This is a genomic window from Asticcacaulis sp. YBE204, from assembly GCF_000495855.1.
GTDB lineage: Bacteria > Pseudomonadota > Alphaproteobacteria > Caulobacterales > Caulobacteraceae > Asticcacaulis.
Window position 1 is genome coordinate 13,291 of record NZ_AWGF01000017.1, and the last position, 20,594, is coordinate 33,884.

Consider the following 20,594-nt stretch of genomic DNA (forward strand, 5'->3'; position numbering starts at 1 on the left):
ATGTCCCCCTTACCCGATCTTCACTTTGGTGTCGGACAGGTATGTATATTCCGGCACGGCGAGGTTCAGCGGCGCGGGGCCCTTACGGATACGACCCGACGTGTCGTAGTGCGACCCGTGGCACGGGCAGAACCAACCGCCGAAATCACCGGCGCCGAAGGTCGGCACGCAGCCGAGGTGCGTACACGAACCAACGAGGATCAGATACTGTTCCTTGCCCTTTTTGACGCGGTCGGCGTCGGTCTGCGGATCCTTGAGGTCCGACAGCTTGACATCTTCGGCTTCCTTGATTTCCTTGGGCGTACGGTAACGCACGAACAGGGGCTTGCCGCGCCATTTGATGACGACCTGCATGCCTTCCTGCACCTTGCCGAGATCGAACTCGGCCGAGGCCATGGCCAGGGTATCGGCGGCGGGGTTCATCTGCGACACCAAAGGTGCGGCAATGACGCCGACCGCGCCCACGGCAGCCGCGCCGGCGGCAATGTAAATGAAATCGCGGCGGTTCGGGTCTTCGCCCACAACCGTGCCATGATCCTTCTCAGGTTCGCTCACCTTAGCACCTCTTCTCTTGCGCGCGCGCGCCACCCTGTCGGACAGGACCGGATGTTAACCTCAATGCAGACAGGTCCGATTCTCGACGGCCGGTCCTTAATTTTATGTTTTGCACATACCCCGGCGCGTCGAATGCGGTTTGCGTTCGCGAATCGGCGCGCTAAAGGCATGCGCGACTCCATGTCGCACGGAGTCCTGTTCGTCTATAACCACAATTGAGGGATGGATACAAACCACCCCTCTCAAAAATATGGCAATAAAATGCGTTTAGTCCTTTTTCAACCGGATATCCCACAAAATCTCGGCAGTGCGATCCGATTGTCAGCCTGTCTGGGGGTCGAACTCGACATCATCGAACCGTGCGGCTTTCCTTTGAGCGACAAAGCGGTCAAACGCACGGCCATGGATTATGGCGACGCCGCCCGTGTGACACGGCACGATTCGTGGGCGAAATTCACCGCATGGCGCGACCAAACGTCACAGGGGAGCCGTGTCATCCTCTTCACCACGAAATCCGCACAACCCTATTGCGACTTCGCCTTTACGCTCGACGATATCCTGCTGATGGGTCGCGAAAGCGCCGGTGTGCCGGACGAGGTACACGCCTATGCAGATGCCCGCCTGTTCATCCCGATGCAGCCGGGGATGCGCTCGATCAATGTGATCAATTCCGCCGCTATGGCGCTCGGCGAAGCGCTTCGGCAGACACAAGGGTTTGCGAAAGCCAATGCGGACACCTAAGGACGTATCATGACAGACTCCGCCCCCCTCCCCACCGAAATCCTGACTGAACGCCGCGAAGCCGCTGCGGCGTGGTTCCGCAGCTTGCGCGATTCGATCTGCGCCGCCTTCGAGGCGCTGGAAGACGAAGCCCCCGCCGAGCTTTATGGTGACACGCCCGGGCGATTCGTCCGCACGCCGTGGACCCGTGCCGAAGGTGGCGGCGGCGAAATGTCGATGATGCATGGGCGGCTGTTCGAAAAGGTCGGCGTCCATATCTCGACCGTTCACGGCACTTTTTCGCCCGACTTCGCCAAGACTGTGCCGGGTGCCACTGATGATCCGCGCTTCTTCGCCTGCGGCATCAGTCTGATCTCGCACATGACCAATCCGCATGTGCCAGCCGTCCACATGAACACCCGCTTCATCGCCACGACACAGAGCTGGTTCGGTGGCGGTGCTGATCTGACGCCTCTGCTCGATGCCGACCGGTCGCCCGATGCGCCGCAGACCGTAGCCTTTCATGAGGCGTTCCGTGAAACCTGCGACCGGTTCGATCCGTCCTATTATGATCGTTTCAAAAAATGGTGCGACGAATACTTCTTCCTGCCGCACCGGAACGAGCCGCGCGGTACCGGCGGCATCTTCTACGATCATCTCAATTCGGGGGCGCACGAGACAGACTTTTCTTTTACAAAAGCCGTGGGGCAGACCTTTCTGTCTACATATCCATCCCTTGTAAAACAACGAATGAGACAGGTCTGGTCACCGGAAGACAGGGACCGGCAGCTTGTTCAACGGGGGCGGTATGTCGAGTTTAACCTGCTCTACGACCGGGGAACCATGTTCGGTCTGAAGACCGGCGGCAATGTCGAGGCCATCCTGTCATCGATGCCGCCGCTGGTTAAGTGGCCGTAATCACCACCGCTTCTGCTGAGCGCGTCGATGGGCCGTGGAAGGTCGCCTCTATGTTGTTGCCGTCGGGATCATAGACAAACGCGCCGTAATAGCCGGGGTGATAATCGCGCTCACCCGGCGCGCCGTTGTCGCGACCACCCGCCGCCATAGCGGCATCATAGAAGGCCGTCACCGCGTCCCGGTCCTTTGCCTGAAACGACAGGTGGATGTGTGACAGCGGTTCACCCTGCGAGATGTAGAGTTCATCGATTTGCAGATGACGGTCGCTTTCGTTGATGCGCACATCGGGCTTCACGGCGGAAATGGCAGCCTTGTAGAAGCGCTTGCTGGCGTCGAGGTCTTTGACGACCAGATGCACGTGATCGATCAGTCGTCCGGTGTGATATTCCATGCGAGGTCTCCTTCTGACGCAGAGACCCTAGGCCGGAACCGTGCAAAAAATCGGCAGGGATTTAATAATGCTACTGGCCCGTAGCCATTTCTATAACTGCTTTTATTAACCAACGCCCTAAAGACAGGGCGAGGAGAACGGCGCAGGGCAGATAAATCAGCCTCACCCACCATCGCTGAACACGCATCAAAGACTGGAGAGACGACTCCATGTTTTCAGCGATAGGCGTCCGATAAATCTCCCATTCGATCATCAACCACGCCAGCGTGTCGTGAGATGGCGGGGCGCCTCTGTGGACTTCAGGTACATGGGGAAGGCGCACAAAATTATCATGCGCCAAATAGGCATCGATAAGTTGCGATCTCAGCCCTACCCACACCAATAGCAAAGGAACGAGAAACGCAATTCCCAAGCCGAAAGCACCCCAGAGCCAAGCATTCTCCACAGATTACGCCGCCAGAAACTTTGAGATCGCGCCCAGCACCTGATCGCGGCTGGAGGTCGATTTGAGGCTTTCCAGCGCCTGATCGACCAGATGCTCGCTGATACGCGTGCCGCGACGGCTGAGCAGCAAATCACCGGCAAAATCCTGACAGAATTCCGGGTGGCACTGGAACGAGATCGCCTTGCGGTCGGTATAGTAGAGCGCGCCATGCGGCGTGAACTCCGACCCCGCCAGAATGATGGCCGCATCGGGCTTTTTGACCACCTGATCCTGATGGGTCACGGCCACATGCAGGGCCGGCAGATCCGTTTCGGCCAGTTCACGCCATAAGGCATTATCATGGATGGTATATTCGTGCAGGCCGACGCCCCAGCCCTTTTTGGACTTCTCGACGTGGCCGCCCCAGGCCTGCGCCATGACCTGATGACCGAAGCAGATACCGACCACCGGCACGGCAACATCGACGCCTTTGAGCCAGTCGATCAGCGAGGTGATCCACGGATGATCTTCGTAAACGCCTGCCGGTGACCCGGTAATGACGACCCCCGTCAGGTGATCGGCGGGATCAGGGAGTTCGCCTTCGAGGGTGCGGAAAACCCGAAACTGACGGTTCGGCGCGGCCAGATGCTGCGCGAACATATCGGCATAGGTGCCGTAGGTGTCGCTTAGGTTATCGGGCGGGACGCCGGTTTCCAGAATGGCGATATAAGACATGAAAGCACAGGTAATGAAAGGCAGGGGGAACGGTTTACAAGTCCCTTATATTTTTGTCCGTTTGCGGATTTCGTCAATGGCAGCGTCAATCACGTTTTGCGAGAAATCGTGTGCGACCCAATCGGCTTCGATGCCCTTCATCGCCTGTCCGAGTTGCGGGCCGGGTGGGAGGCCCGCGGCGACCAATTGTGCAGATTTCAAAGGAAAAACCGGCAAATCGAGCCGCTCTATCCGAGCTTCGGTCTCCGGCCATTCGGTGCGCGAGCGACCCGATACGGCGGCGCGCAGCATCAGGGCGTCATGCAGCGCGGCCTTGCCTGTACGATAGGCGGTTCTCAGCCACACCGCATCATCGGCCTCTATATCCACCTCAGGCCATAGCCGGGCGGCGTGGCGAATACGGTCTGCGATGCGATTGGACAGGCGCAACCGTGACGGCAGACGATTCAGCGCCGATGGGCTCAGGCCGTCGGGGTAGAGCAATCCAAGAAGCCGTAGTTCGACGTCTTCCGTCAGCCCGCACATAACTTTCAGGGCGATCGGTGTCGTCGCAATGCCGGTCAGGACATGCGCCATCACGCCACTATCAATCATGGATTCAATTATGGCGACCGGATCGGCCACGCCCAACAGCTTGAACAGTTCCTGACTGATCCGCTCGCCCGACAAGGTATCGATCCCGCTTTTCAGACGCGTGCAGGCCGCGAACGACTCTGCATCCATCGCCTGACCGTGGCTGGCGGTAAAGCGGAAGAAACGCAGGATACGCAGATAGTCCTCGCGGATGCGCGTCTCGGCATCGCCGATGAATCGCACGCGCCCTTCGTGCGCGTCGGTCAGCCCGTTGCCGGTTGGATCGAAGACCTCGCCGCGAATATCGGCATAGAGCGCGTTGAGATAAAAATCGCGCCGCTGCGCATCCTTCGCCCAGTCGGTGGTGAAGCTGACCACCGCGCGGCGGCCATCGGTTTCGACGTCTTCGCGCAGGGAGGTGATCTCGAAAGCCTCGCCGTCAATGATTGACGATATGGTACCGAAGGCCTTGCCGGTCGGAACGTGACGGATATGCGCCGCCGTCAGCGCCGCCTCGGTCTCATCTGGCGTCAGTTGAGTCGACAGATCGAGGTCGGTGGGTTCGCGCCCCATGACGACATTGCGCACGCAGCCGCCGACGAAGCGTACGCACCCTTCCCCGCCGCGCGCTTCGAGCGCGGCGAAGACCTGCCGGACGGCGAGACGGAGCATAATGGGCGGGAGGAGGACTGAAGCCAATTCATTTCTTCCCCCTCTCCCTTGAGGGAGAGGGTCGGGGTGAGGGGTAACAGTTAGCCATTGCACGATGAGGCATTTCCCCCTCACCCGGCCTTCGGCCACCTTCTCCCTCAAGGGAGAGGGGATTTAATGGCAACCCTATCCAGAAATTACGGGAACATCAAACGTCTGATCGCTCAGACTTACCCGTACGCACCCATCGTCCACAATCTCCGCCATCTCGAACAACCGATAGGTACAGGCCCGCGTCAGACGGCCCCACAAATTACCCCTCACCCGCAATCGCGGCAGATACGCGTCGCCGATACGATCAAACACCAGCAGATGATCCGCACCAAGGGTCACGCGTTCGTCCTGATCGGTCATAAATACCGGGCCCTCGAAATCGACGATTCGCAACGGCAAGTCCTCGACGGTAATTTTCAGCTTCTCGGCCGGCGTTACCAGGAAATAGTCGTTGCCCTCGCACCGCAACAGTTTGGCAAACAGCCGCACCAGCGCCGGGCGCGTTATGGGGCGACCTTCGTGAAGCCACGCCCCATCCTTGCGAATGACAATATCCATCTCGCCGCATAGAGTCGGATTCCAGCTGTCTACGGGATATGTCTTGTCGGGGAACCGCGCGGCTTCGCTGAGAAAGCCTTCGCCGGAGGTCATTTATCGACGGCGCCGGTCAGGGGCTCGCCGGTATAGGCGTCGTTGTAGCGGATCATCAGGCGGCGATAATCGACCGGGCCCGGCAGGGTCAGGCCTTCGGCGCGGACAAAGCCGAACTTCTCGAAATAGGCCGGGGTACCAACCAGCAGGATACCCGTCACGCCCCTGGCGAACGCCGCTCGTATCGCCACTTCGATCAGGGCGCGACCGATGCCGTGGTTCTGGTGATCGGGATCTACGGCGATCGGCCCCAGAAAGGCCAGTTCGCCCAGCGGCTCATGCTCAGGATCGTAGACCTTGATCGGCCACAGGCGCACCGAACCGGTCAGCCCCTGCTCGCGGGCCTTGCCGCGGGTAATCTGACGCATGACGAAGCTCAGGCCATCAATCGGGGCATTGTTTTCGCGCAGGCGTTCGGCAGTCTTGATGTAGCGTCCCGGACCGAACACGCGATTGACCAGCGCTTCGGCGGCGTCGCGGTCCGCAGCCCCCTCCACGGTAATCAAACGTTCGAACGGATAGGTATCCACGGCTCAGCTACACCCGAAATACTATGATAAAATACGCTTGCGTCACGACCAGCGACGGCTGGAATAGATACAAACCCTTGAGGGGTCAAATAAATTTAGGGCAAGGATTGTAACAGCCCCCGCCCCTGATCCGCTCATCTATATCACGGCTTGAGGAAGGCCGCAAACGCCTGGGCGGCCTCGGGGCTGTTGAGGCGGGCGCGGAAAATCTCGCCTTCGCGCACGATCTGAGCCCATAAGGCGTCGGGATCGCGCATCAGACCCTTGGCCTGCCTTAACGCCTCGGGCGACAGGGCCGCCAGCCGCTCGGCCGCCAGTTGGGCGCGATTACTCAGATCGTCGCGCGGCGTCACGGCATTGCAAACCCCCATATTCAACGCGTCGGCGGCAGGTAGCGCCTGCCCGAAAGCCAGCCATTCAAAGGCGCGCGCATGGCCGATACGGGCGGGCAGAAGATGGCTCGATCCGCCCTCAGGCGTCAGGCCGAGCTTCAGGAACGGCAGGCTCAGACGCGCATCGTCGGACAGATAGACCAGATCCCCATGCAACAGCATGGTCGTACCGACACCCACAGCCTGTCCCTGCACCGCGAAGACCAGAGGCCGTGCGCAATAGGTCAGGGCCTTGAGGAAGCGAAAGACGGGTCGCTCGGCCACCGATCCGGCGGACTGGGCCAGGGCCACGAAATCGGCGATGTCGTTGCCCGCGCAGAAATCGTCGCCCGCCGCATCGATCAGGACGACGCGATGATCATCATTCGCCGTCGCGCCGTCGATCGCGTCGGCCAGCGCCGCGTACATGGCGTGATTCAGCGCGTTTTTCTTGTGCGGGCGATTGAGCGTCAGGTGCAACACGCCCTTCGATGAGGTGATCAGAACCGGTTCGCTCATGGAAATTCCCTGCCTTCATATAATTGCCAGGAACTTCGCATAGATTCCGCAAGGTCAGGCAAGTCGCGAATAATCCGTATCCCTTTTTTACCGAGCGCGGTTGTTAAAATTCGCGGCCCCATTGCCTTCAAGGCGCCACATCTTGTAGAGACACTCGTAACCCATAAAGAGCGGCCTCCCAACAGTTTCCAAGAGGCTCGAAAACGGCGCAGCATCCGTTCCACAGGTATGTATTCAAGGAAAAAGCACCTGATGTCCCTTTCTACTTTCTTCAAGGGTGTCGCCTTCGTCACCGCCCTTGCCCTGAGCGCCGGTGCGGCTTCGGCTCAGGAAGCGCCCAAGCTGAATGAAAAGCAGCGCACGCGCGGCATAGCCGACGCACCGGCCATGATCAAAACCGCCGGAATCGCCTGCGATCCGTCCGACGCCTACTATGTCGGCGAATCGACCCGCAAGGACTCGACGGGCAAGTCGGCAAAGGTTCAGGTCGTCGAAGTCACCTGCAAGCAGGGCATCGGCTATATTCTCGACAAGAATCTGTCCGCCGGAAACGTGGATCAGCGCAACTGCACTCAGGCCTATTCGCAAAAAATGGCCAACCCCAAGGATATCCAGTGCATCTTGCCCGGCAACCAGAAGCACTATACCTGGCTGACGCCGCTGGTGAAAACCAGCGATGCGAACTGCACCGTCGACAAGGCGCGCTGGCTGGGTCAGATCGCCGACCAGAAGACCAATCGCTATGAATACGGTTGTCAGGGGTCTGCGGGCGGCATCATCGATGTGCCCTACGCTCCGAACACCAATGCGCCGATCTTCATCAACTGCCTGATCGCCAAGGGTAATTCGACCTGCACCTATACGACGCCGGAACAGGCCGCCCAGCGCCTTCAACCGGTGGCCAAGCAAGCCAAGGCCACCTGCGTCGTCGAAAAGGCGCGTTTCCTCGCCCGCGACGCTGGCAAGAATGCCGACTTCTATGAAATTGGCTGCGCCGGTCAACCGGGCTTTGTGGTGCAGACCGATGCCAAGCTGACCTATCAGGCGACCTATGACTGCGCTCAGGCCAAGAATATCGGCGGTTGTCAGTTTACCGACGCCGCCGCTGCCGCTGCGGGCACCCGTGAGACGTACGCCGCGCGCCTTAAGGCCGTCGGCGTACCCTGCACGGTCAGCGATTACAGCGTGCTCGGCATGGAATCGACAGGCCTCAAGCGCGAACTGGTCGAATACAAGTGTCCTGAGCAAAAGTTCGGTCTGGCGGTCTTCCTGCCGACCGAAGGCACCACCGCCAAGGCCGAGGTCATGGACTGCTTCACCCTCGTCGCCCGCCGTCAGGCCTGCGGCTTCGTCACCAAGGCCGCGCTGGACCAGCAGGTCGATGTGCTGATCAAGGGCGCCAAGAAGGATTGCGACGTCCAGCAGGTCAACTATCTGGGTCGTGGTGAAGCCGAAAGCATCCTCGTCGAGGTGGCCTGCACCAATAAGCGCGGCTATGTCGGCGCCATCGCCAAGTCGCGGATCGCCTTCGACGACGTGGTGGCCTGTAACATCGCCAAGGGCCGCAAATACCCGATCCAGTGCGAAATCCCCGGCAACGGCACCTATGTGCCGCCCGCCGGTGCGACCAACGACTAAGGCCGGATCGATCGCCAAACGAAAAGCCCGCCGGAACACCGGCGGGCTTTTTTATTAAGGAACTTACTCCGGATCGTAAATTTCCAGCCTTGAGTCGAATAATAGCCGACAAGCGACGCGGGTACGTTGGTACCCGCTAGCGCAGACTGCGTATTAGTCGGCCGAGGATGGGGATTTACAGGGTTTCCACGAAGCGGCAGGCCTCACCAAGGGAAGGTGCCACAATCTCATCGTCGCGCATGACGATCTTGCCGCGCACGATGGTCGCCTTGGGCCAGCCGTGGGCCTCGAAACCGTCGAACGGCGTCCAGCCGCAACGCGAGCGCATCTGGTCGTGGGTGATGACGCGCTTATGGTTAAGATCGACCAGAGTGATGTCGGCGTCGTAGCCTTCCGCCATGCGGCCCTTGCCCGCCAGACCGAAGACGCGCTGCGCCCCGGCCGAGGTCAAATCGACCAGCCGCTCCAGCGACAGACGACCATGGGCGACGTGGGTCAGCATGACCGGCAGAAGGGTTTGCACACCCGGCATACCCGACGGCGAGGCCGGATAGGCCTTCGCCTTTTCCTCGATGGTATGCGGGGCGTGGTCCGAGCCCAGCACGTCGGCGATACCGCCGTTGATACCGTGCCACAGACCATCGACGTGGTACTGATCGCGGATCGGCGGGTTCATCTGGGCATAGCCCTTGAGGCGCTGATAGGCCTCCGGCGCCACCAGCGTCAGGTGCTGCGGCGTGATCTCGACGGTGGCGATGTCCTTGTTCTGCGCCAGAAAATCGATTTCCTCGGCGGTGGTGACGTGCAGGACGTGGATGCGCTTGCCGCATTCGCGAGCCAGCTTGACGAGACGATGGGTCGACTGGATCGCCGACTGCGCATCGCGCACATAGTCGTGGCTGGTCCAGTCGCCTTCGCGCGCCAGAACGCGGCGCTCGGCCAGACGGTATTCATCTTCGCTGTGGAAGGTGGCGCGGCGCTTGACGTTTTTCAGCACATTGAACACGCCCTCGTCGTCGGCGATCAGCAGCGTGCCGGTCGAGGCCCCCATGAACACCTTGACGCCGCAACAGCCCGGCAAGCGCTCCAGCTCGCCCAGTTGCGTGACGTTTTCGTGCGTGCCGCCGACATAGAAGGCGTGGTCGCAGTGCATGCGGTGCCCGGCGCGCTTTAGCTTGTCCTCGAAGGTCGCCACGTCGATGGTGTTGGGGTTGGTGTTCGGCATTTCGAACACGGCTACGACACCGCCCAGAACCGCCGCCTGAGAACCGGTCTCCAAGTCTTCTTTCCACTCAAGGCCCGGCTCGCGGAAGTGGACCTGCGTGTCGATGACCCCCGGCATGGCCAGCAGCCCCGTGGCGTCGAATACTTCGCCCGCGTCGGCCTGAGACAGATCGCCGAAGGCTGCGAACTTGCCGTTGCGGATGCCGATATCGCCGGTGCCGCGCCCAGCATGGTTGATGATGTCGGCGTTGCGGATGATCAGATCGTAGGTAGGCATGGGAAGAGGCTCCTTTCTTCCCTTCGCCCCTTTGGGGAGAAGGTGGCCTGAAAGGCCGGATGAGGGGGCAACCGTCGCAGCCCCCTCACCCCAGCCCTCTCCCCAAGGGGAGAGGGGGCTTTAGGATTCGACAGCTAAGGTCGTTTTCACCGCCTCATATACCCTGTTGAGCGACAGGTCGAGCATATGACACATGGCCTGATCAAGATTCGGGTCCATGGCGCGAATTTCCTCGAACCGGCGCGGCGTGCGCAGGACGTGAACATTGCGGCCCAAGGGCGCTTCAACCGCATCGTCCGACGGGCCATAGAGCCCGAAACTCGGCACATTGGCCGCGGCGGCCAGATGCAGCCATATATCGTCATTGCCGACGAAGGCATGGCAATGCCGCAAACAGGCATAGGCCGTCAACGGATCGAGCTTACCTGTCAACTCTATCACACGGGCCTTGGGCGCGGCCATGCGCAGGGCTGTCGCGGCTTCGCGATCGCCCTCCCCGCCCAGAATCAGCAGCCGCGCGCCTTTTAGCGGCCCGTCCTCGTTCATCAAGCGCGAGGCCAGCACCGAAAAACGCTCCGCCGGCCATTGCGCCCCTTGCCACGGGGCACCGGGCGCGATGGCCAGCAGCGGTGTCTCTTCGTCCCCGTCGAGGAACATGGCGGCACCGGCCGCGCGCGCCTCGGACACTTGAAGCCACGGGAGTTCCGGCGCTTCCAGTTTCAGCAAGCGCGACGCCAGCACGACCGGATGCTCGTCTTCGTGATAGGGCGAGGCGATGGCGCGGGTTTTGGCCAGCAAAAACCGCGACCACAGGCTTGGCCCGGTATCGAGCAACAAGCCCCAAACGCGTTTGCGCAACGACCACCACAGTTTCAGACCGGCCCATGAGGCGACCTCACCGTCAAAAGGAAACACCGTCTCGATCTGAGGGTAATCGGCGAACAAGGGCGCGGACTCGCTGCGCGTCACAAGCGTCACCGACGCGTTCGGTACTTCTTGCAGCAGGCGCGACAAAACCCCACCTAAGGCAAGCGCCTTTTTCGGTGCGTCAAGCGCAATAACCAGAATCGGAAAAGGTCGGCTCATGTTACACACAGTATCCCGAATTTGATTGACCGCCAAATGACTGAAAATCCATCCCCGCTTATCGCCCTGCCCCACCGCGCCCTGATCGGCCTGACCGGTCCGGACTGGGGTGTCTTTTTGGGCGGTCAGACGACGATCAATGCCGAGGCCATCTTCGCCGCCGTGGCCGATGGCACGCATAAGCCCTTATATTATGGCGCGTTTCTCACTCCGCAAGGCAAGCTGTCGGCAGATTTTTTCCTTCACCCGCGCGGGCCGGAAGAGGTGTGGATCGAAATCGCCGCCGATGGGCGCGACGATCTGTTCAATCGCCTCAATATGTTCAAGTTGCGCGCGAAGGTCGCTCTGTCGAAACCGGACGCCACAGTGTTCGCGTCCATAGGTGCCGGTGACCTGCCCGATCCGCGTCAGGCGGACCTGTTCCGGCACTATGGCGACGACGACGCGACCGGGGATATCGCCGATTACGTCGATTTCCGTCTGACGCACGGGCTGGCCGATCCGGGCTTCGACTTCCCGAAGGACTACCTCTACCCCATCGACATCAATCTCGACCTGATCGACGCCATCGACTTCAAGAAGGGCTGTTTCGTCGGTCAGGAAACGACCTCGCGCATGAAGCGGCGCGGCAAGATCAAGAACCGGCTGATCCCGCTGATCCATACGAGCACCTTCGCATTCGGTGCCGAGGTTCTGCTGGGCGACAGGCGCGCCGGTGAAGTTCTGGCCTCGCGCAACGGGCGCTCTTTGGCCCTGATGCGACTCGACCGACTGGACGGCGCGCTCTTGACAGTCGACGCGGAAACGGTCGAACTGGCCCCACCGGACTGGCTCAGGCCTTATCTGGTGTGGACTGAGTAGGCGGATCGGGGGGATCGATGAAAGCCTTATTGCTGAAGCCGTTGCGGCACTACGGGCGGTTTCGTGGCCGTTCGGGGCGGGCGGAGTTCTGGGCCTTCATTGGCGCACAGACTGCGATCTACGCCGGGCTCATTACGCTGCTCAGCGATTTCGGCGCGCGGCTCAGGACCGGCGAAGTCTTTTCACATCCGCTGTTGTGGGTGCTGTGGCTGCTGCTTCTGACCCCCAATCTGGCCCTGTGCGTCAGACGGCTGCACGACCTAAATCTCAGCGGCCTGTGGGTCGGTGCGCCGTGGGTCGTCTCGAGCGCGGGGGTGGCGGCGTTTAACCTGTCCTTCCGCCCCAAGGGCCCAAACCCCGCCGACGCTCCGCCCTTCGATCTTCTGGGCATCTATACCCTGCTCTCCGTGATGATCGAGGTGATGGCCGGTCTGGTCATGTACGTCGTCCTGCCGTTTGTCGTGGCGCAGCTGATCATGCTGTTGGTCGCCGCCCTGCCCGGCAATGCTGGTGAAAATCGGTACGGTCGTTCCCCAAACTGAGTTCGCATAACGGCGTTAACCACGTCCTTTAGTCTCAAATTCAAGGATTCCGGTTATGGCTTGGGAAAACATGCCCCAGCCACAGGCCATCACCATGAATTTGATGTTGCGTCCCTTTGCCCGTTATGCCGACTTCAAAGGCCGCGCCCGCCGCCTTGAATACTTCATGTTCGGGCTGTTTCAGCTGATCGTCTATATCGTTCTGATCGTCTTTTTGATGTTGTCGGTCACGTCCGGCAAGATCGGCACGGCGGCTGTCGGCGGGCTGATCTCGACGGTCGGCATCTTCGCTTTTGCGGCCGCCTGTATCATTCCGAACTACGCCCTCGTCTTCCGGCGTTTGCACGATTCCGGGCGCAGCGGCTGGTGGATTCTGTTGCTGGCACCTTGCGTCCTCAGCGTCTTCAGTTCCTGGGAAGGTGTCATGCTGCTCGCGCAGTCCGCGCGCTACCAAGGCGCGCCCGATCCGGCGGCCCTCGGCCATCTGATGCGCGGCTCGATGTGGGGTTTTGTGGGCACGATTACTCAGATCGTGCTGTTCGTCTTCATGTGCTGGCCCGGCAACCGCGGCGCCAACCGTTTCGGCGACGACCCCAAAAATCCCGGCCCGGACATCAGCGTCTTTTCCGACGACCGCAGCGCCGCCAATACCGCCCGCATCGACGACGCCATTGCCCGCGCAAAAGCGGAGTCCGATGCCGCCCGCCCGCCGCACAAGCCGATCTTCGACTTCGGTCCCGGCTCGTCCGGTCCGATGATAAACACCTATGGCCGCGATGCGGCGCCCGAACCGGAACGGCCCGCCCCACCGGCATGGCAGGCCCCGGCCTACGACCCCGGCATCCGCCCGTCCAAGCCGTTCGGGAAGCGTTGAGGAAACAGCTGAATCCGTGTAGAGCGATCAAATGCCGGATTTCAGCTACGAATCGAACATCGACGGCCTCGTTTGCGGGGTGGACGAAGCGGGACGCGGTCCCTGCGCCGGGCCATTGTGCGTGGCCGCCGTTATCCTCGACCCGGCGCGTATTCCTGCCGGTATAGCCGATTCCAAGAAGCTGACCGAAAAGCTGCGCTTCGAGCTGGAACCCGAAATCAAGGCTGCCGCCATCGCCTGGTCGGTGATCGAGATGTCCGCCGCCGACATCGACTGCCACAATATCCTCAAGGCGACCATGATGGGCATGACTCAGGCCGTTGAAGCCTTGGGCACCCTGCCCGTCCATGCCCTGATCGACGGCAATCGCTGTCCGCCCCTGGCCATCCCCGCGACCGCCGTCGTCAAGGGTGACGACAAGTGCCTGTCGATCGCCGCGGCCTCTATCCTCGCCAAGACGGCCCGCGATCGCATCATGATCGAGATGGACGGCCTCTATCCGATGTACGGCTTCAAGGGTCACAAGGGCTATCAGGCCCAAAGCCATATCGAGGCCCTGCGCATCCACGGCCCCTCGCCGATCCACCGTATGTCGTGGGCGACGATCCGCACCCTGACCGAAGTCGATTATGAAGGCGCATAAGGACAAGGCTTTGGTCTATTGCGTTGAAGCCGGTCGCCTGCTCGTTTTCCGCCATGTCGATTACAGCTTCGAAGAGGTCGGGATTCAAGTCCCTGGCGGCAGCGTTCGCTCCGGCGAAACACCCGAAGCCGCCGCTTTGCGCGAACTGTGCGAGGAAACCGGACACGACACCTTCGTCATCGAACGCGAGTTGGGGAGCGACACCTACGACATCACGCCGTATCGTGCTGAAATCCAGAACCGTCATTTCTATCTTGCCCGGCCGACCGCGCCCTTGCCGGCGCGCTGGTTCGCCGAGGAAGCCCATGACGGCACCGCGCCGCCGACACGACTGGAGTTTTTCTGGATACCTCTGACGCAGGGCCATGTGCTACAGTCGGGTCAGGGCGCGCTTCTGGGAGCCATAGACTGATGGGCAACTTCATCCGTATCACGCCGTTCATCCACGTGCCGGATCTGGAGACCGCGGTCACCTTCTTCACCGATATCCTCGGCTTTCAGCGCTGGCCCCTGCCCCATCCGGATTATGCCTATGTCTGGCGCGAGACGGCGGCCTTTCGTATTCTGGAAGCCTGCGACGCCCCGCCCGGCACCCGTCGCTTCGCCCACTATATCGATGTAGAGGACGTCGATGCGCTCTATGCCGAACTGAAGCCGAAACTCGACACCTTGCCCGAAGGTGACGTACACGGCCCCGCCGATAAGGTCTACGCCCAGCGCGAATTGCTGGTGCTGGGGCCGGATGGCAATCTGATCGCGTTTGGTCAGGAAATCCGCGATATGACGGTGAGATAAGCGCCTCACCAGAACAAAACGAATCCAAATCTGAGTCCAAAAAGACTCACCGCAAAAAAACCTCCCGCCGACGATTCCTTGCGAATCAAAATTAAACCTTTGTTTACCGCAAAGGATTGAATGCTGTGGGTTCAGACCGCGCGCCCAGAAGGGCCGCGCTCACGTCCAAGGGGTTTTTATGACACGCCACATGCCGCAGAAAGCCATCGCGCAAAATACCGCACTCGAACTCGATACCATCCATCTGGGCGAGTGCGTGGATGTCCTCAAATCCCTGCCCGACAAATCGGTCGATCTCGTCTTTGCCGACCCGCCCTATAACCTCCAGCTCGGCGGCGACCTGCTGCGACCGGACAATTCCAAGGTCGATGCCGTCGACGACGCCTGGGACCAGTTCGCCTCGTTCGAAGCCTATGACCGCTTCACGCGCGACTGGATGCGCGAATGCCAGCGCGTGCTCAAGGACGACGGCGCCATCTGGGTCATCGGCTCGTACCACAACGTCTTCCGCCTCGGTGTCGCCTTGCAGGACCTCGGTTTCTGGGTCATGAACGACGTCATCTGGCGCAAGGCCAACCCCATGCCCAACTTCAAGGGCACCCGCTTCACCAATGCCCACGAAACCCTGATCTGGGCCACGAAGAACAAGGGCCAGAAGCGCTATACCTTTAATTACGACGCCCTCAAGGCCTTCAACGAAGACACCCAGATGCGCTCGGACTGGGCCATACCGCTGTGTACCGGCGAAGAACGCCTGAAAGACGAGGCCGGCAACAAGGTCCACCCGACCCAGAAGCCCGAAAGCCTGCTCTATCGCGTCCTGCTGGCCTGCTCGAAGCCCGGCCACGTCGTCCTCGACCCCTTCTTCGGCACCGGCACCACCGGCGCGGCCGCAAAACGTCTGGGCCGCCACTTCATCGGCATCGAGCGCGATCCGACCTACGCCAAGGCCGCGATGGAGCGCATCGAAAAGGTCATCCGCGTCAGCGAATCCGATCTCGCCGTCATGGGCTCCAAGAAATCCGAGCCGCGCGTCCCCTTCGGCGCGCTGGTCGAGGCCGGTCTGCTGCAACCCGGCGACACGCTGTACTGCCCCAAGGGCCTTAAGACCGCCCGCGTTCGCGCCGACGGCTCGCTGGTCCACGGCGAGCTAAGCGGTTCGATCCACAAGCTGGGCGCTATGCTGGAGCAGGCCCCGGCCTGCAACGGCTGGACCTACTGGCGCTTCAAGTCCGATGCCGGGTTCAAGCCGATCGACGACCTGCGCTCGCGGATCAGGCAGGGTCACTAGCAGGGGCTCAGCCCCTGCACCCTGAACGTACCGCCGCAGGTTGTAGCGTCCATAATGATAATTAAGTGAGGCCCGGTAGAAACACCGGGTCTTTTTTACAAGCATTTCCGGCGAAGTGGGAACCGGTTCGCCGCCAAGAAATGCGCTCAAGCAAAAATCCTATCGTATGGCCGCTTCCTCCGAAGCGGCCATACGATAGACCAAAGTCGTAGTCACAAACGATGGTGCTTGATTTCGCCCATAACCGCGTGTTTAAACTGTCCCCAAAATATCACCTATAAATTTGGGGAACGTCCATGAAAATGCCCATCCTGCGCCTGATCGCGCTGGCCTTTACCCTTGTTGCCGGAATGGCGGTGCTGTCGCCCGCTCAGGCACAGGACCGCAAGGCCATGCTGGCCGCGGAAGCCGCCGCCGAAAACGTCAAGAACGTCAGCAAGCTGGTGCAGCAATACGGCCTGCCCTGCGAAGTCACCGAAGCCTCGAACCCGGTGCCCGGTGAAGCTACGGTCGATGGTAAGAAAACCATCGTCGAAGCCTTCGAAATCGTCTGCAAGGATCAGCGCGGGTACTTGCTCTATAGAGCCAAGAATGCGCCCTTCGGTGATCCTCTGGGCTGCCTGCAAGCTGCCGCCATCGCCAAGGCCCAGCCCGGGAGCCAGGTCTGCAAGCTGAAAGGCAATCGCGCGGCCCATTACTGGCTGGGCGAGACGGCCAAGTCGAAAATCCCGGCCTGCGCCCTTTCCGGCGCGCGCTTTATTCGCGCCGACATGAAAGCCAATACCGAAACCTACGAAATCGGCTGCAAAAACACCGCCGGCGGCGTTTTCGTCGTCCCTACCTACAAGGCGGCAGATAAGTCCGTAACCTTCTTCAACTGCCTCAAGGTGGCCGAAACGCCGCTCAAATGCGAACTGACCACGCCGGAAGTCGCGCCGCAAACCGTTGCTGCCCTGCTCAAGAAAAACGCTCCGGACTGCACGCTGTCGAACGCCCGTTTCGTCGGTGCAAGCAAGGATGCCGAATATTACGAAATCGGCTGCACGGGTAAGGCCGGGTTCGTTCTGGTCACCGACCTGGCCGGTGAGTTCAAGGGCGCCGTAGGCTGCGACAAGGCAGCGGCCATCGGCGGCTGCAAATTCACCGACAATGCCGCTCTGGCCGCTGCCGGCAAGGCCAAGGCCGAGGAAGCCAAGGCGAAATACAAGGACGCCTATGCCACCGCCCTGACCGCCGGGAGCGTGACCTGCACCATCGAAGACTTCCGTCGCATCGGCCGCGATGACGCCAGCAAGCGCGACCTGGCCGAATTCAAGTGTGCTGAAATGCCGAACGGCCTGATCGCCCTGATCCCCGACGCCGGTTCGGGCGGGAAGCTGGACACCTTCGACTGCTTCGCTGCCGCCACGCAAAAGACAGACTGCGCCTATGTCAGCAAGGATCAGCTCAAGGCCAACCTGCAAAAGCTGACCGTCGGTCATAAGTCGATCAAGGCCGACTGCGTTATAGGTGAAGCCCGCTACGCCTTTGAAAACAACGGCCAGGTGGTCATGGAAATCGCCTGCGTCAACAAGCGCGGCTATATCGCGGTCCTCAACAAGGCCCGCACCGCCCTGAACCCCGCCGTGCCGTGCCACATCGCCGCCACCAACCCCGGCGTGCCGGAAAAGTGCACGATCGCGGGTAACGGTTCGAACAAGGAAGGTTAAGGGGCCAAAGCGCATTCCGAAAAGGGCTCAGCGGTTTTCGGAATGCGCGACAATCTAAACCCCCTTAACCCGTAACGTACCGCGGATGCGGGTTCGGCCATTGTGGCTTGAACCTAAGTGACGGTTAAACCAGCCTCAAAGCCTTGCCGAATACCGTCGGCAAGGCTTTTTTGTCGGCCCACGGCAGGAGCTGATACTGATTGTGCTGTCGAAGGAATGCCGACACCTCCTGAGCGCTCAACTCCAGTTGCCACACCTGCTGTTTCAGAGCGAAATGCGTAAATACGTGATCGTAGGTGCCGACTGAAACCCACCTCCCCTCTCCCTGAGGGAGAGGGTGATGCGAAGCATCGGGTGAGGGGGAAAGGGGAGTAACAATTTCGTCTTCACTCCACACCTCATCCCGCCAGTCCAGATGCGGCAAACCCAGCATCCCGCCCAGCAAACCCTTGTCAGGGCGGCGTTCGACGATAAAACTGTCTTCAGAGACGATCAGAAATGCTACGCCATAGCGCACAGGCTTGGGTGCCCTGGCCGTTTTCAACGGATAGATGTCCGGATTACCCTCGGCAAAACCCGCGCAGGCTTCCCGCAAAGGACACAACATACACAGGGGCGATTTCGGGCGGCACACGGCACTGGCCAGATCCATCAGCGCCTGTGGCCAGTCCCGCGCCCGATCGTCTCTCACCCAGCGTCCGGCCAGTTCGCGCAGGACCGGTTTCGCCGCCGGCATAGGTGTTTTGACGGCGTATAACCGGCTCATAATACGTTCGATATTGCCGTCCACGACGTTCGCCGCCTTGCCGAACGCAAAGCTCATCACGGCGGCGGCGGTATAGGGTCCGAAACTCGGCAACATCAGCAAGGCCACTTCGTCAGCCGGAAACACGCCGCCATGCTCGCTGACAACCACCCGCGCGCATTTCAGCAGGTTGCGCGCCCGAGAATAATACCCAAGTCCCGCCCATTCGGCCATAACCCGCTCATCGGGCGCGGCGGCGAGATCGCGCACCGTCGGCCATAGCGCCATGAACTTTTCGAAATAGGGCAAGGCGTGCGGCACGGTCGTCTGCTGCAACATGACCTCTGAGACCCAGATGCGGTAAGGATCAGCAGCCCCGTCACTACCCGGACCTTGCCGCCACGGCAGCACCCTCGCATTGGCGTCGTACCAGTTCAGTAAGGCGGCGCGCAAAGGCGAGACATCAGCAGAGGAGTCCGTTATACTGAGAACCATGAAAGACAACCTGCCATCCCTCGACGAAGCGGTACGCATCCTGCGTACGACCCGCACGCGACGGGCGCCGAAACCGCCGCCGCCCGTCAACCGACAGATAGCGCCCCTTTTGAAAACGCTCAATGAGCGATTTGAAGCTTACGACACAGGCGCGGGCCGTCTGAAAAGCCGCTGGGCGGAAATCGTCGGTGACACGGTGGCGCGGATCACCGAACCGCTCAAGGTCGTGCGCGGCAAACCGGGCAGCAAGACGCCCGAAAGTAAAAATGGGGGAACTCTGGAGCTTCGCGTCGAAGGCGCCTATGCCGCCGTCATCCAGCACCAGAACCGCGTCATCATCGACCGCGTCAACCTCTTCCTTGGTGCGGGAACCGTCGAACGCCTGCGCCTCAGCCAGGGGCCTATCCAGCGCACGGCTAAAACCGCCCCGCCTGCGCCCAAACGACCGCTTAGCGCTATCGAAGATCTCGGTCTTCAGGAGAGCCTGAAAGACGTGACCGATGAGCGGCTTAAACGCGAACTCCTCAAGCTGGGCCGCGCCGTCCTGCTCAAGGACAAGAACCCTCGCTAACCGAAACTCTCCCTTGCCAAAAGCCCTAGTCTGGCCTTAGGAAAGGGCCATCACGGACTCAAAACCTCAGAGTTCCCACCCCGATCACTTCACGAGGCCGCTTCCATGCACCCGACCCGTAAATCCTTCGTCCGGAACACCCTGCTGGCCGCCGCCGCCCTGGGTGCGCTCGCCCTGGCCGGTTGCGGTGGCACTGACGGCAGCGCCGCCAGCAACGACGACATGACGCTCGGCAAGGTCGATGCGCCGATCACCCTGATCGAATACGCCTCGGTGACCTGCGTCCACTGCGCCGACTTCAACGAGAAGGTCTTTCCGACCGTCAAGAAGGACTATATCGACACCGGCAAGGTCCACTATATCTACCGCGAATTCCTGACCGGTCCGACGGACGTTTCCGCCGCGGGTATTCTGATCGCGCGCTGTGCCGGAAAGGACAAGTATTTCCAGGTCATCGACGCCATCATGCGTTCACAAAAGGAAATCTTCACCACGGGCGACGGCAAGGGCGTGCTTAAGCGCGTCGCCAGCTCCGCCGGCATGTCGGATGCGCAATTCCAGACCTGCGTCAGCGACACCAAGGGTCTTGAGCGTATCAACAAGAACATCGAAAAGTACGTCAAGGAAGACGACATCACCGGCACGCCGACCCTGATCATCAACGGCGAGAAATTCACCGGCGACTATACCAAGGTCGAGGAATTCACCGCCGCGCTCAACAACGCCAAGCCCGCTGAAAAGAAGTAACGGA

The 20,594-nt window shown here is 60.7% G+C and carries 23 protein-coding genes; 13 read left to right on the top strand and 10 right to left on the bottom strand.

The genetic code is table 11. The annotated features are described in order from the left end of the window. Positions 1 to 9: 9 nt before the first annotated feature. The gene (gene petA, locus AEYBE204_RS37065; protein WP_023463718.1) at positions 10 to 555 is read right to left on the bottom strand and encodes a ubiquinol-cytochrome c reductase iron-sulfur subunit; all 546 of its coding nucleotides are present in this window, start codon (positions 553 to 555) and stop codon (positions 10 to 12) included. A gap of 261 nt (positions 556 to 816) precedes the next feature. Here petA and AEYBE204_RS37070 point away from each other — a divergent pair, with 261 nt between their 5' ends. Continuing rightward, on the top strand, positions 817 to 1,296 hold the full coding sequence (locus AEYBE204_RS37070; protein WP_031231449.1) for a tRNA (cytidine(34)-2'-O)-methyltransferase: 480 nt from the start codon (positions 817 to 819) through the stop codon (positions 1,294 to 1,296). A 9-nt stretch (positions 1,297 to 1,305) separates the two neighbouring features. Then, complete coding sequence (gene hemF, locus AEYBE204_RS37075) at positions 1,306 to 2,193, top strand: oxygen-dependent coproporphyrinogen oxidase (protein WP_023463720.1); 888 nt, start codon at positions 1,306 to 1,308, stop codon at positions 2,191 to 2,193. On the opposite strand, the gene AEYBE204_RS37080 is transcribed toward hemF, so the two are convergent. The 6 genes from AEYBE204_RS37080 to AEYBE204_RS37110 form a co-directional block, all read right to left on the bottom strand. Beyond that, positions 2,180 to 2,584 (bottom strand): VOC family protein, encoded by a 405-nt coding sequence (locus AEYBE204_RS37080; RefSeq protein WP_023463721.1) that lies wholly within the window; start codon positions 2,582 to 2,584, stop codon positions 2,180 to 2,182. The genes hemF and AEYBE204_RS37080 overlap by 14 nt on opposite strands. Positions 2,585 to 3,032: 448 nt before the next feature. Continuing rightward, the gene (locus AEYBE204_RS37090; protein WP_023463723.1) at positions 3,033 to 3,743 is read right to left on the bottom strand and encodes a type 1 glutamine amidotransferase; all 711 of its coding nucleotides are present in this window, start codon (positions 3,741 to 3,743) and stop codon (positions 3,033 to 3,035) included. A 45-nt stretch (positions 3,744 to 3,788) separates the two neighbouring features. Further along, complete coding sequence (locus AEYBE204_RS37095; protein ID WP_023463724.1) at positions 3,789 to 4,988, bottom strand: CCA tRNA nucleotidyltransferase; 1,200 nt, start codon at positions 4,986 to 4,988, stop codon at positions 3,789 to 3,791. Between the two features lie 165 nt (positions 4,989 to 5,153). Beyond that, positions 5,154 to 5,672, bottom strand: a complete 519-nt coding sequence (locus AEYBE204_RS37100) for a DUF1285 domain-containing protein (protein WP_023463725.1) — start codon at positions 5,670 to 5,672, stop codon at positions 5,154 to 5,156. Beyond that, a complete protein-coding gene (locus tag AEYBE204_RS37105; protein WP_023463726.1) occupies positions 5,669 to 6,202 on the bottom strand; it encodes a GNAT family N-acetyltransferase in 534 nt (177 codons plus the stop codon). The genes AEYBE204_RS37100 and AEYBE204_RS37105 overlap by 4 nt, the downstream gene beginning before the upstream one ends. 143 nt (positions 6,203 to 6,345) lie before the next feature. Further along, positions 6,346 to 7,092 carry an enoyl-CoA hydratase-related protein gene (locus tag AEYBE204_RS37110; protein WP_023463727.1) on the bottom strand — a complete coding sequence of 249 codons (747 nt, stop codon included), beginning with the start codon at positions 7,090 to 7,092 and terminating at the stop codon, positions 6,346 to 6,348. Between the two features lie 252 nt (positions 7,093 to 7,344). Between AEYBE204_RS37110 and AEYBE204_RS37115 the strand changes: the two genes are divergently transcribed. Further along, the gene (locus AEYBE204_RS37115) at positions 7,345 to 8,730 is read left to right on the top strand and encodes a hypothetical protein (RefSeq protein WP_023463728.1); all 1,386 of its coding nucleotides are present in this window, start codon (positions 7,345 to 7,347) and stop codon (positions 8,728 to 8,730) included. Between the two features lie 175 nt (positions 8,731 to 8,905). Here the strand turns inward: AEYBE204_RS37115 and AEYBE204_RS37120 are convergent, their stop codons facing one another. Then, on the bottom strand, positions 8,906 to 10,231 hold the full coding sequence (locus tag AEYBE204_RS37120; RefSeq protein WP_023463729.1) for a dihydroorotase: 1,326 nt from the start codon (positions 10,229 to 10,231) through the stop codon (positions 8,906 to 8,908). Between the two features lie 120 nt (positions 10,232 to 10,351). Beyond that, on the bottom strand, positions 10,352 to 11,317 hold the full coding sequence (locus tag AEYBE204_RS37125; protein ID WP_031231457.1) for a glycosyltransferase family 9 protein: 966 nt from the start codon (positions 11,315 to 11,317) through the stop codon (positions 10,352 to 10,354). Between the two features lie 36 nt (positions 11,318 to 11,353). Between AEYBE204_RS37125 and AEYBE204_RS37130 the strand changes: the two genes are divergently transcribed. From AEYBE204_RS37130 to AEYBE204_RS37160, 8 genes are all read left to right on the top strand, one after another. Next, positions 11,354 to 12,178, top strand: coding sequence for a folate-binding protein YgfZ (locus tag AEYBE204_RS37130; RefSeq protein ID WP_023463731.1), 825 nt, complete (start codon positions 11,354 to 11,356; stop codon positions 12,176 to 12,178). Positions 12,179 to 12,195: 17 nt separating this feature from the next. After that, positions 12,196 to 12,720, top strand: coding sequence for a DUF805 domain-containing protein (locus AEYBE204_RS39715; RefSeq protein ID WP_023463732.1), 525 nt, complete (start codon positions 12,196 to 12,198; stop codon positions 12,718 to 12,720). A gap of 55 nt (positions 12,721 to 12,775) precedes the next feature. Next, complete coding sequence (locus AEYBE204_RS37135) at positions 12,776 to 13,594, top strand: DUF805 domain-containing protein (RefSeq protein WP_023463733.1); 819 nt, start codon at positions 12,776 to 12,778, stop codon at positions 13,592 to 13,594. A gap of 31 nt (positions 13,595 to 13,625) precedes the next feature. Further along, positions 13,626 to 14,237 (top strand): ribonuclease HII, encoded by a 612-nt coding sequence (locus AEYBE204_RS37140; RefSeq protein WP_023463734.1) that lies wholly within the window; start codon positions 13,626 to 13,628, stop codon positions 14,235 to 14,237. Then, a complete protein-coding gene (locus AEYBE204_RS37145; RefSeq protein ID WP_023463735.1) occupies positions 14,224 to 14,649 on the top strand; it encodes an NUDIX domain-containing protein in 426 nt (141 codons plus the stop codon). The genes AEYBE204_RS37140 and AEYBE204_RS37145 overlap by 14 nt, the downstream gene beginning before the upstream one ends. Further along, the gene (locus AEYBE204_RS37150) at positions 14,649 to 15,032 is read left to right on the top strand and encodes a VOC family protein (RefSeq protein WP_023463736.1); all 384 of its coding nucleotides are present in this window, start codon (positions 14,649 to 14,651) and stop codon (positions 15,030 to 15,032) included. The genes AEYBE204_RS37145 and AEYBE204_RS37150 overlap by 1 nt, the downstream gene beginning before the upstream one ends. A 178-nt stretch (positions 15,033 to 15,210) precedes the next feature. Continuing rightward, complete coding sequence (locus AEYBE204_RS37155) at positions 15,211 to 16,323, top strand: site-specific DNA-methyltransferase (RefSeq protein WP_031231463.1); 1,113 nt, start codon at positions 15,211 to 15,213, stop codon at positions 16,321 to 16,323. Between the two features lie 296 nt (positions 16,324 to 16,619). After that, positions 16,620 to 18,032, top strand: coding sequence for a hypothetical protein (locus tag AEYBE204_RS37160; RefSeq protein ID WP_023463738.1), 1,413 nt, complete (start codon positions 16,620 to 16,622; stop codon positions 18,030 to 18,032). 124 nt (positions 18,033 to 18,156) lie between these two features. Here AEYBE204_RS37160 and AEYBE204_RS37165 read toward each other — a convergent pair whose 3' ends face one another. Then, the gene (locus AEYBE204_RS37165) at positions 18,157 to 19,272 is read right to left on the bottom strand and encodes an A/G-specific adenine glycosylase (protein WP_023463739.1); all 1,116 of its coding nucleotides are present in this window, start codon (positions 19,270 to 19,272) and stop codon (positions 18,157 to 18,159) included. On the opposite strand from AEYBE204_RS37165, the gene AEYBE204_RS37170 reads away from it, so the two are divergent. Both AEYBE204_RS37170 and AEYBE204_RS37175 read left to right on the top strand, forming a co-directional pair. Beyond that, the gene (locus tag AEYBE204_RS37170; RefSeq protein ID WP_023463740.1) at positions 19,271 to 19,843 is read left to right on the top strand and encodes a DUF721 domain-containing protein; all 573 of its coding nucleotides are present in this window, start codon (positions 19,271 to 19,273) and stop codon (positions 19,841 to 19,843) included. The two genes, AEYBE204_RS37165 and AEYBE204_RS37170, sit on opposite strands and share 2 nt — an antisense overlap. 105 nt (positions 19,844 to 19,948) lie before the next feature. Then, on the top strand, positions 19,949 to 20,590 hold the full coding sequence (locus AEYBE204_RS37175) for a DsbA family protein (protein ID WP_023463741.1): 642 nt from the start codon (positions 19,949 to 19,951) through the stop codon (positions 20,588 to 20,590). Positions 20,591 to 20,594: the final 4 nt, after the last annotated feature.